Annotated in this window: 7 protein-coding genes, 1 pseudogene and 1 other annotated feature; of the genes and pseudogenes, 3 read left to right on the forward strand and 5 right to left on the reverse strand. The window is 49.8% G+C overall.

Features of this window, described 5'->3' with window-relative positions; all coding sequences use genetic code 11:
• Positions 1–678 precede the first annotated feature (678 nt).
• Positions 679–855, forward strand: coding sequence for a hypothetical protein (locus U1H99_RS10765; protein ID WP_323141725.1), 177 nt, complete (start codon positions 679–681; stop codon positions 853–855).
• Positions 856–1,562: 707 nt separating this feature from the next.
• Positions 1,563–1,781, forward strand: coding sequence for a hypothetical protein (locus tag U1H99_RS10770; protein WP_323141726.1), 219 nt, complete (start codon positions 1,563–1,565; stop codon positions 1,779–1,781).
• Between the two features lie 342 nt (positions 1,782–2,123).
• Here U1H99_RS10770 and U1H99_RS10780 read toward each other — a convergent pair whose 3' ends face one another.
• From U1H99_RS10780 to U1H99_RS10800, 5 genes and pseudogenes are all read right to left on the reverse strand, one after another.
• A complete protein-coding gene (locus U1H99_RS10780; RefSeq protein ID WP_323141727.1) occupies positions 2,124–3,830 on the reverse strand; it encodes an ATP-binding protein in 1,707 nt (568 codons plus the stop codon).
• Positions 3,831–3,833: 3 nt separating this feature from the next.
• Positions 3,834–5,078, reverse strand: a complete 1,245-nt coding sequence (locus U1H99_RS10785; RefSeq protein WP_323141728.1) for an SIR2 family protein — start codon at positions 5,076–5,078, stop codon at positions 3,834–3,836.
• A gap of 346 nt (positions 5,079–5,424) precedes the next feature.
• The gene (locus tag U1H99_RS10790) at positions 5,425–8,532 is read right to left on the reverse strand and encodes a type ISP restriction/modification enzyme (protein ID WP_323141729.1); all 3,108 of its coding nucleotides are present in this window, start codon (positions 8,530–8,532) and stop codon (positions 5,425–5,427) included.
• A 270-nt stretch (positions 8,533–8,802) separates the two neighbouring features.
• Positions 8,803–10,022: pseudogene (locus U1H99_RS10795) on the reverse strand (IS3 family transposase); the annotation flags it as partial.
• Positions 9,628–9,744: a sequence feature (AL1L pseudoknot), on the reverse strand. Its footprint overlaps the pseudogene before it by 117 nt.
• Before the next feature lie 60 nt (positions 10,023–10,082).
• Positions 10,083–10,739, reverse strand: coding sequence for an HAD family hydrolase (locus U1H99_RS10800; RefSeq protein ID WP_323141730.1), 657 nt, complete (start codon positions 10,737–10,739; stop codon positions 10,083–10,085).
• A 479-nt stretch (positions 10,740–11,218) separates the two neighbouring features.
• Between U1H99_RS10800 and U1H99_RS10805 the strand changes: the two genes are divergently transcribed.
• Complete coding sequence (locus U1H99_RS10805; RefSeq protein WP_323142103.1) at positions 11,219–11,461, forward strand: helix-turn-helix domain-containing protein; 243 nt, start codon at positions 11,219–11,221, stop codon at positions 11,459–11,461.
• Positions 11,462–11,499: the final 38 nt, after the last annotated feature.

Raw genomic sequence — 11,499 nt, forward strand, 5'->3', positions numbered from 1 at the left:
GCCGGAGCAGACGCGCTTCGGTGGACGAACACGGCGGTCGCTGCATGCCGAGTGTCTGCGCCGGGGAGGACATCGTGATTTTCTCTTGTTTCAAAGCGGTCTCCTATTGGACGGGCTAACTACGTGCCTGCCCGCGCCAAAATAGTTATTGTTTAATATTGCACGCAGGACAAAACATTACATACGATTGCAAACCATTGCATTAATAATGTTTCATTTGTAGTTATGTAACGACAGTTTGCATTCGATTGCACGGTGGCTGCTCCTGTGCTAGTTCGGATTGCACAAGATGGTCCGGATCCGGATTGAGTCAGGTAGCGGCGGGACTGCCACGCTGCTAACGGCATAAAACTAGTGACGAAGGAGGGCGCTCGGACGCGCCGGCAATGCGCCGGGTGATTGCCGGTACGGGCATCCAGTCGAGTAGCTCAACTACAGCCACGTGTGCCCAGCGCGGTAGCAGCGTTCGATGGCATGAAACGGAAGCATGTTGGTGTGACGCGTCACGCAATTGCTGAAGCAAGGGCCGGCGAAACAGTACGGGCTGCGGCAAACGCTGCGCGAACGCTCCAGTGTCAAACATCGCATTTCGTAACGCCAAGGCTCACTGAGTGAGCGGCTTGCACGTGCGGAACCCCGGCAGCAGCTTGCGCGTCCTGATGTGAGCGGACCGAGCACATGGCTGCGATCGTCAAAGAACAAATCGATGCATTACGGAAGACCGTCGACGTCTTGAAGAACGAACGCGACCGTATCAGGCCAGCGCTTCGGACCGTGCATGGGCAGTTCGAGGCCCGCAGCGCCGACCGGCCGTGGGCAACCATATGCGCAGACCATTTGCGTCATGAGCAGTAGCACCGTCGGGTCGAAGCGCTAGCACGACGAACATGTCTCTGCGGATGAGACAAGGTACGACGATGCATTGCGAGCAAGTCAGGAATTTGCCTCGGAAAGCCATCGGCAGCTTTTAAGCGGGCGGATGCGCACAACAACCACAACTTCGCATTCTTGGTAGTTTCGGGACGGTGTTGCGTGCATTCGTATTCTTAGTTATTGAATATTCCATTAATTCGTGTTGCGTTTGCAAACTACCCTTGAGTGTTGCGCATGCGCCGGTGTCGAGCGCAACGCCTGTCAAACGCAATCCGTTTATTTCCAGCCTTGCTGTTGCGTGAAGCGTCCGGTCGGTCGAACCTGTTCAATGAGAACTTGTTGCAGGGCATGAGCTGTCAGGCATAGCCACAATTTGCGTCGCTGTGGCGGTAGAAGGTGTTGCCAAGACAGCGCTAGCATCGCCAGCCGTTTTTTCGAGGATGGCAGCAATCAGGCCGTGCTATGCTCGAAAAAGAGCCCGCACGGCTTTCCCTCTGAATCCATCTTCAATCTGTCTTATTCAGAGTTCAAATGGCCCATGCCACTACGCTCCAGCCGGGGCAAATCCCTCACCGTTTCCGCGTCACCATGGCCACAAGCAGACATCCAGAGCGAGACTGCTTGGTCTTGTGGCTGGGCCTGACAGCCGGAATGCGCGTTACCGAAATCGCACAAATCGAGGTTAAGATGTGCTGTTTCTGTCAGGCTCGCTGCGCGACGAAATCAGCCTGCGCGCGGTGATCACAAAGGGATGCCGGCAGCGCTGCATGTACCTGCGCCACGCAAAGGCCATTGATGCGCTTGATCGATACCTGGACTACCGGATTGCGCGGCGCCTGCGCACGACTGGCGATCCGGCCCGCTATCGAGACCCGGAGCCGGCGAGCAAGCTGATCCTGACGTATTAGCGTGTTAAGCGGAGTGCGACACTTCTGTTTCTCTTAGAATCAAGTGCTTGGGGTAGACAATGTGTCGCTCATCGAATCGGCGGTTAACGACAGTTCAAGGCCTGAAGTGTCCACAGATCGCCGCCCGCTAAGCTGGGGTGATCCAAGTCATATGGGATCGCCAGCGTTGACGCTGTTAGACGTGCCAGCACCGATCAGTGGTGAGCATACTGGCCGCAACCCGACTGGTCGCAGCAAGCTCGGCTGCAAACGCCATCTAATGGGGGGATTACCGTACTTTCCGTATCTCAATTAGAAAATTTTATTTCTGTCTTGCTCTTGCCGTTGGGGGAGGCAATCGCGTTACCAGAGCTCTTGGAAGCTTGGCCCGTCGGAAATTGGTGGCTGAGCTGGTCGACCGATTGTAATTGTCACAGGGATTGGAAAGTCAACACCCACCATTGCTACCTCGCCTTGTTTTAAATTGGGAAGAAATGCGGCGGCAGAACGATCTAATTCGCCACACGCTCGCTCGACAATTTCTCGGTCGCGGTCATTGGTTAACCTGTGTACCAACAACGTACCCATCTGACTTAAAACGCCTTCGGTAATGTCTCTTGGCCTTTGTGTGGCAAGGCAGATGTTCAACCCATATTTTCGTCCTTCTTTCGCAATCAACTCAAAGGCATCCAAAGTTTGCAGGTCGTCCTCATTTCCAAGCGTTTTCCCAAGAAAATTATGTGCTTCATCGAGAATAACCAGTAATGGTTTTAATCTGAAAAACTCACCTCTAGCTCGTTGTAAGAGTAGTCGGCCAATTGCATTGGCAATAACTTCCCGAGCATTGAATTCATAGCCAACCGAACTTAGACAAATCCTGAAAAGACGTTCGTCACTTTCCAGAAACTTATCAAAGCTCTCCACGAGACTGGGAAGATCGGCTGGCGGGCTAAACACACAACTGAGGGATTTGGACTCCATCACGCTCATGATTCGCGTCATAAGTGAGGAGCAGTAGGACAATTCATTGCTTGCCCCTCCCCAGCGGTCTAATTTTTCCGCGCCCGCATCAGGATAGCAGCATTCCTGCACGACTTGTCGAACCAAAAAATTTGGATCAAATGGTTGACTGGGGTTGCCTACCAAACTGGCATTATTCCCAATCTTCATAGCCTCGCGATAGACTTGCTTAGGTTGATTAACCTTCTGTACTAGTCCCTTAGGAAATAAATTTGGCGCAAGCGCTGCTAACCTTAAGCTTTTGATTGCCTCCCTCAGCTTCGGGCCTTGGGTTTTTCCAGAGGGCTGAAAGAGTGCGATGAAATCTGACTCTGTAAAGCTTGTCGGCGGGATAGAGACCTCTTTGGAGTCGCCATTGCGACGAATAGGTTCACCTAGGTGATAGTGGACTGTATCTTGCCCGCTGAGTGAGCGATACTCTCCCGTCGCATCAATTAGAACAATTTTGGAGTTAAACTTTCTGCATTCTTGGATCAGCTTAGAGGTCGTCCAGCTTTTGCCGCCGCCGGTCGATCCCAAAATTGCGCAATGTCGACCAAACAGTTTTTCCGGGGTAACAGAGATCGGGAAACCATTGTCACCCGAAACATGGCCCAGGTCGAAGGCAACACGCGGCACCCTGCCATCGACGCCAGAGGAAGTCAAAAGAGGAATTTGAGAAATTAATGACGCAGGAGCTGAGTAAACTCGGTCACCAAGTCGCGGATAGGAGCTTACCCCAGCAGTAATTTTGAGGCTTCTAGGATTTATCGAGCCGAGTAGACGAATGACCCCGATAGCATCAATCTGATTAATGCCTGCGAAATCTTGAGAAATCTCGCTGCGATCTCTATCGGGAAGACTAACCTCAACCATGCGACCGAGCAAAACCGCTTGTTGACCTTCGATTAAAATCAGTTCGCCAACCTCACCCTTTCCATAGCGATTTTTCCCAAGGTAGCGTCCGCTGACCTCGCCAGCGTGTGCTAGATTAGTTTTAACAAATTGTGCACCGATACTTGAAACTACGCCAATTTTCAGCGAGTTATCTAAAATTCCATCAAGTTGCATTCGTTACGCCCTCCCGCCAACACGACGTACCGCGTTCGCAAGTTGCTCTGCAGGGGATGCGGAGCGTAAATGCGGAATGTAACCGACAAGGTCGCTAAACGAGCTGTTTATAAAATGGATGTCGAATCCTTGCTGCGCTAAGTCATGCATTTTTTCCCAATAAGGGCTTGATCCATTGTGGCCACGATTATGGATATGAGCAATGCATTGGAAATCGCAGAGAATAAGTTTTAAGCTAGGATTGGATTGGATGGCAGAGTAAATTGGCTCCGATAAATGATCATCGTTGAAGCCAAATCCAGAAATCATCAAGCAGCTATTAGGTTGGCGTAAAAACTCTAAAAACCTTGAGAGAAGCTCCAAGTGGGGTTGGAGAAATGCTTGCTGATATTTGCCTTTTGCAGGGTAGATTAGACATGCGTTAGCTGGCCTCGGCGCAATGTCTTCATAAATATCCTTGCCTTCGCGACTCCAACTAACGGAGCCATGGAGCTTTAATAGTTGGTAGACCCCCTCCGCAAATTCATGACTATCTGTTTCGCGCCGTACAATATCATAGGTAAAATGTTTTCCATCAAATCTTCGGCGTCTGGTGTGCGAAAAGCCGTCAATGGTTACCATTCCTAAATCGGATGCTGCAGTTTCGAAGCACATGTCGTAATTGGTTGTAAATACTTTTAGGCGTGGGTCTCTAACTCGACGTCTAGCAAGCTTTTGTAATAGATTTCGATAAGAGGAGATGTCTGAAGCTGGGTTCGTCAGAAAGTCTGAGCAAGCACGGAGGATCAATGCTTTGACGTCATTGACAAATGTACTGACGACATCATTTTCAGTAAACGCCAAGTATGAGTCACATTGCGACAAAAAATGTTCAATGTTAGGATTATCCCGCTCGCCATAATGCACGATATCAAGAACACGCGCAGCATTTTCTGAAAGCACATCCTGGACATCCGGGCACATTGCTTGCTGCCAAAGGTCCCACATACTGGGACCACCGACTGGTCCCAACGACGTACCGCTACCAGCGAAAAAACCGACATTTGGAATTTGCAGAGCCGTAGAGAACATTTCCGACAAGGCACTGCGACTGGCGCCGATGCCGGATTCATCCACTTCATCTGTTTCCTTTAAAACCTTAAAGGCTTGCGCAGTCAATGGCTGCCACTCCATCATCCCAGGGGGCAGGTAAGCTTCCTGCCCCTTTAAGGCCGCGTTGATAGGAGAGGGGGGAACTTTAAATGTCATTACAAGGATCCTGTATGTGTGCAAAATTAATGCTAACCCAGAGTGCAAAAAATATAGATACCTGTTTGCATCTTCAGTCGAAGGGCGCGGCAAGGTGATCTCAGATCCTCAGCAAAGACTCAGTGCGACATACGTCTGGAGCATTCTGGGACAGCCAGCTGCCAAAAAGTGGGAATGGTGGCTGATGGCTGAATCCGGCTGCTTGAGCTTAGCATGGCATCGTGCTAAACCGAAAAACCAAAGAGGATCACTACGGCAGAATCGAATCTAAGCGCAAGTCTCTCTGGAGCATAATATAGGAGCAGTCAAGCTCACACTAGGTCAACTACGCGATCTTCAAAAAGGGTTAAGCATCTTTGGGCGACATTAGCTTCGAAGTTTCAGTTAGAACCTTAATCACACTTTGGTAGGTTTTCGCGTCACTATAGGTAAGTTTTTTGCCTTTGCGTACTTTTAGCCACTTCTGTGCAGGCTGATATCCGCCGATACAACATTCCCACGCTATGGTGGAAACATTGCTAAAGTACTGCTTGGCATTAATCCATACCTTGTCGTCGCAGAATAAAGCACGGTCAATCACATTATCTCCCTCTCCCATAAGGGGAAATGGCGTAGCACCCACTGCATCAGGCTCCATGAGATGAAGTTGGCGAAGTTTTTTGCCATTCAGTGAATACCGCCAGAACTCCTGAGACGAACTAGGCCATGGTATTCTAGCGAAATCAACCCGCAGGAATTCTGCATTTTCCTGCCGATAAGTATGTGAATACAGAACTCCATATACGTAATCAAAAACCGCTAGCTCATCTGGAACGCCCTGTGTATTATCGCTTCCTAATTTTTGCAACTTCGCATATATCTCAGGTTTGAAGTTGACAGTCGGATGAGAGTCGAAATCATCTTCAGAAGGATAAATATACAGCGGGAAATGGTAAGACTGAACGGTATTCTCTGCCGCCTTCATCTCGGAGGGGCAGTCTACGACAAGGAAATGATCCACGTTTCCCGACTTGTTTTGTCGACCTGACAGCAATGCCACGTTTTTTCGTCCGATCATATGCTTCATCAGTCCAGCCCGAGAGTCTCCTCTCGGAATAATTTTATTAATTTTGGCAAGAGGATAGTAAGCGTACCGAAAATCGAAAGGGCGATATGCGATTTTCACTATATCCTTGGCTACAGCAGGTGAGAAATTATCGCGTTGTTCTCTAATCTGCCAGTCGCTTGTCTCATTGAATTTATACTTTTTGAGTAAAGCGTTATCTGCTAAATTTAGTACGTCATCCACCATTTGAATTGCGTCTTGCTCTGTGAAATGGTTTGTGAGTAATAGCTTGTCTTTTCGGAACTTTATGCCGCTACGGCCCTCCACAAATAACTCTAATAGAGAAAAACCACTTTTGTAATTAGAATCCTCAGCAAAAGGACGATTTGTGAAAAAATGATAGTCGCCCTGTAAGTTGGCTGGAGAGAAGTCGATTGATGCGATGGTGTTGCTAGAAAGCCAATCGTACTTAAAGGCACGTGTTCCCCAGATGTCCTTTACGAATACATCGGCTAAATCATCGCTTTTTTCAGTTTTAACAGCAACTGTGATCGCAACGCCCTGTTTAATATCAAATACATTGGCGTCAATTCCGCCATCCGGTGCTCTTTCTTTTTTATTAGAGTCGCCGTGCAAATTAATAATGTAGATTTTATTAAATGTTGTGCGAAGGTGCTCGCGCATTTTTCTATGAACAATTCCGTCAACGAACGAATTGTTTGTAATCATAGCTACAATGCCAAAATTGTTTTTCTCAACAAAGCTTTCCGCTAAACGCAAGAATTTGACATAATCGTCCGATAATGCATTCTTACTTGACTCCGCGAGATTTTCTTTATATGGGGCAATAAGGTTATTAATCCAAGGGCTTTTGTTGCTGCTGCTTGAAGAATATGGAGGGTTACCGACTACGCACATTATCGGCATATCTCGTTTTATAGTATTTGCTTGCTTCACTTCGTTCGAGAGCCACTGTGCAAAAGGTAGGGTTTGATTGGCGGGATCACCTTCCTCAAGTGAGTTTGTCAGGTAGACAGAAAGACGTGGTGCAGCATTCGTAGGTTTATATCCCATTTCCGTCAGCATCATATCTAGCTTCATGTGACACATTGCATAAGAAGCCATTAAAAGCTCGAACCCATGCAATCTAGGTACAAGATGCTCTTCGACATAGGAAGACCACATGCTAGGAGCAACATCTTGGATTCGAGGTGCAATAACTTTTACGATTTCAGACAAGAATGTGCCGGTGCCAGTTGCTGGGTCAAGAATCTGGACACGATGGACCTCTTTTTCTATCGAGACGGTCTTTCCCTTTTTATTTGTTTGACCTACGTCCCAAGTAATCTTTGATTTTGACGTATCTGCAAGTCCATCAGCGAGTTTAAAGTCTCGCTTTATGATATCGTCGGCTGCTCGTACTATAAAGTTGACTACGGCTTCAGGTGTGTACCAAACCCCGCGAGCGGTTCTTTTCTTTGGATTGTACTCGGCAAGGAATGTTTCATAGAAGTGAATAAATGGATCGCGACGCCCTCCAAGTTTTCCAAAGCCTTCCATAATTTTACCGACATCCGCCGCCTGAAAAATAGTTGCCAAATCATCAATTATCCAAGCAATGCGATTGTCTAGGTCATATCCAGCAAGATAGGTAAAGAGGCTGCGCAAAAAAGGGTTGGATTTAGGAAGAAGAGTAAGCGCTTCCTGACGACTAAAAGTGTCGAGAGACGTATCATGAAGACGAGCCGCAAACATCCCGTAAGCGATGGTCTCAGCATAAATGTCAGAAAAATCTTCTTTACTGATATCATGAATCAAATGCATTTTGAAAGCTTCATATTGATTAGATATCTCTGTTTCAGTATCGCCGTCAGCCATAAGCGCATTAAATAGTACAGTCTTAATCAATTGCGCTTTCCCAGCCATTTTATCAGCGAGGATCTGAGGACTAGTGATCCGTTGAGGTTTCACATTGGCAAACTCGGTTAGCCAGTTTTCCAACTTTTCGTAAGTCTCTGGTTTGGGCTGTATGCCAAGAAGATAGTCCGCAATTGTCACTGAACCTATTAATTGGCCGTTTCGATAGAAGTCCCAGTCCAGACAATTTGTGTAGATAAGATTAGGCAAGGCCTTAAGGTAACGTTCCTGCTGGTTTTTGTTAGCATCTTTCATTCCCCGCGTGCTAATTCCAATATCCTTCGCCTCTAAGTGGCCCACTACGAGGTCACCGCGATGAACGATAAAATCAGGTGCCCCACACGCGACGCGCTTTGGTTCGTTAACCGCTCGCATGTTCCCGGGAAGTGCGTTGAAAAGCGCTTCTATAGCCGGTCTATAAGAGTGTTCGGTAGCAATGCCGGTCTTGTAAATTGCTATGACCCGCTCTATGAAATTTTCAATAATTGTCAAGTTATATTTCCTTTAATTTTTTGGCGTGGAGCGCGATGTAGCTCCTGTTTAAACTCATCCGTTAGAGTGTATTGCGTTGTTTGTGCTGTGACAACCAATAGTTCATTTGCGAAACTTAGGGAGCCAAACGAACCTGTCGACGTACCCCAGAAGATTAGAGAGCAGGTAAGGGAAAGGATCGCCTGCTCAATGTCAGCTCGACTCTCGTGGTGGATGCCGCAGCCAGTGTGAAACGCCCCGGCTTTCGTAGAGGCCGGTTAGTTTGAGTTCGGCCGGAACAGCCTGACTGCTCAACTGCTTGTAATAGTTTGCCTCAGCTTCCGCTGGCGGTATATAGCCGAGCGGCTCCAGCAAGCGGTGGTGGTTGAACCAGGAAACCCATTCCAGCGTGGCCAGTTCAACGGCCTCACTTGTTTTCCAAGGAACGCGGCGGTGGATCAACTCAGCCTTGTAGAGCCCGTTGATGGTCTCGGCCAGGGCATTATCATAGCTGTCGCCTTTGCTGCCCACAGAGGGCTCAATCCCGGCTTCTGCCAGACGTTCGCTGTACTTTATTGACACGTATTGCGAGCCCCTATCGCTATGGTGGACCAAGGCATTTCGCTCGGGCTGACGCGCGTACAGTGCCTGCTCCAGCGCGTCGAGCACGAAGTCGGTCCGCATCGAGCTGCTTACCCGCCAGCCGACGATACGTCGAGCAAAGACGTCGATAACGAAGGCAACGTAAACGAAACCCTGCCACGTTGAGACGTACGTGAAATCGCTGACCCAAAGCTGGTTTGGCCGCTGCGCCTTAATTTGGCGATTGACCCGGTCGAGCGGGCACGGCGCCTTTGCATCGGGAACCGTTGTGCGTACGACCTTGCCGCGCATGACGCCTCGCAGGCCGGCTCTGCGCATCAAGCGCCCCACCGTGCAGCGGGCTACATCAGTGCCCTCACGCCGCAGTTTGCGCCATACCTTGTCAGCTCCATAGACCTGCATGTTCGCTTGCCAGACTCGTTCGATGTCGACGCCCAGCACGTCGTCACGCCGGACACGTGCACAACGCAACTCAGGATTGCGCCGCTGCGCGGCGTAACGCCAGTAGCCGGACGGCGCGACCTGCATCACCCGGCAGATCGGCTCGACGCCGTAAGCATGGCGGTACTGGTCGATGGCTGCCCTCACGGCTTGAGGCGGCGGTCGAGCTCCGCCTGGGCGAAAAACGCACTCGCCAGACGCAGGATCTCGTTTGCCTTACGCAGCTCCCGCACTTCTCGCTCCAGCGCCTTGGTGCGCACTTCCTCGGCAGTGGTTGGACCGGGACGCTGGCCAGTGTCACGCTCTTGCTGACGTACCCAGCGGCGCAATGTCTCCGGCGTGCAGCCGATCTTGGTCGCGATCGACGTGATGGCCGCCCACTGCGACTCATACTCACTGCCAGCCTCGCTGACCATGCGCACAGCGCGCTCGATGACTTCAGGGGAAAACTTGGGTTGCTTCTTCATAGCTCCATTTTCTCAAAGAATGGAGCCTCTACAAAACCCGGGGCGGTTCATAATGGCTTTTTAAGCCGCTGTTGATGGCGAGCCGTCAAAGATTTTTACGAGCTCAGATAACGACGGAATTGAATCGTAGTTTCTAAAGCGGAGCTTCCGGTCTAGTAAAAACGCCTGCATCCCGAACTCGCGAGGGCCCTCGACATCAGCTTTGACGCTATCGCCAATCATAACGACGTCGTCGGACGCACATTGCAGCCGCTGACAGACGCTAGCATAAATGGCAGGGTTCGGTTTGATTGCCCTCGTCTCAAAGCTCAAGGCGTAAGCATCAAAAACGAACGGCAATACCGCTGCGATGGGCGCGGCATAGTCGAGCATCAAATTTGAACACAGTGCTACTTTAAAGCCACGGTCTCTCAAGCTTTGCAGAACGAACAGTGCTTCTGGGAACGGCGTAATCGACGCAATTTCTGCCCTTAAGTCATTATATAGGCGCTCATAGTCAGCGTCACTCAGCAGAATCCCTAATAAGTCAGCTGCTTGGCGCAAGTTGACCGGTTGGCTCATCAGAAGGACTGCGTCGCTCACGTCAGGCTTCCGACCCTGGCGGGCTCCAAGCTGGATCAGCTGACGAAACGGCCTACGCTTGTCGCGAATCTCGACCACAGTACCGTAAGCATCTAATAAAATAACGCTGACCGGATTGATATTGAATTCCCTCATGTCTTTTTAGACCGGTATGTCGCCTTAGGCATGAGCATGCCTATAGTACGGGAGAGGTTTTATACGCGAAAATCGTCGCTTCACTCGCAGGTGGTGCTAACTGCACGCCCCACCGCCTAAGCTTTTCCATTGCTAGTTCGAGCCGATATTGCCTGATGCAGCGGAAGAGTTCTTCATCAGAAATTTCTAACGGAGCATCCGGAGGATTTAGGAGGTGCAAGACGAGCTCAAGCGGCAAGCGCAAAAACTCTGGCTCCGTCTCTGCATCGGCGTTCAGAACGCGTTCGACATCCTGGAGTGCCTCGTCCAGCCACTGGTCAGAGAGGTTCGAGGGTAGGGCAGCCGACGGCGGATTATCAAAGATCTCCCGCCTTAGTTGCATTGAGTCATAGTTTCTTGGACGCATAAGGTAGCCCGTGTACAAAGTTTGAGGCGTAGATGCCGTGGCCTATTTTGCCCGATTCTTCGATGATCTGGGCATGAGACTTGGTGGCAAAGATGACAATGCACAGCAGCTTATAGGGATTGGCGCAGCAATCCGTGCTTGCCGCCGAGATCAAGGCATTTCACAAGAAGAGCTTGCTTATAAAGCCGAGATTGACCGCAGCCATATGGGCAAGATCGAAAGAGGTGAGCGGAATGTTAGTCTCCTGAATCTGATCCGTATATGTGCAGCACTGCACACCCTCCCGTCTAAGATCCTTGCTTCTGCTAACTGCTAAAGGTGGGTGAGGCGACTGGCGACTATGTGGGCGGCCAA

Source organism: Massilia phyllosphaerae (genome assembly GCF_034659755.1).
GTDB classification, from domain to species: Bacteria; Pseudomonadota; Gammaproteobacteria; order Burkholderiales; family Burkholderiaceae_D; genus Telluria; species Telluria phyllosphaerae.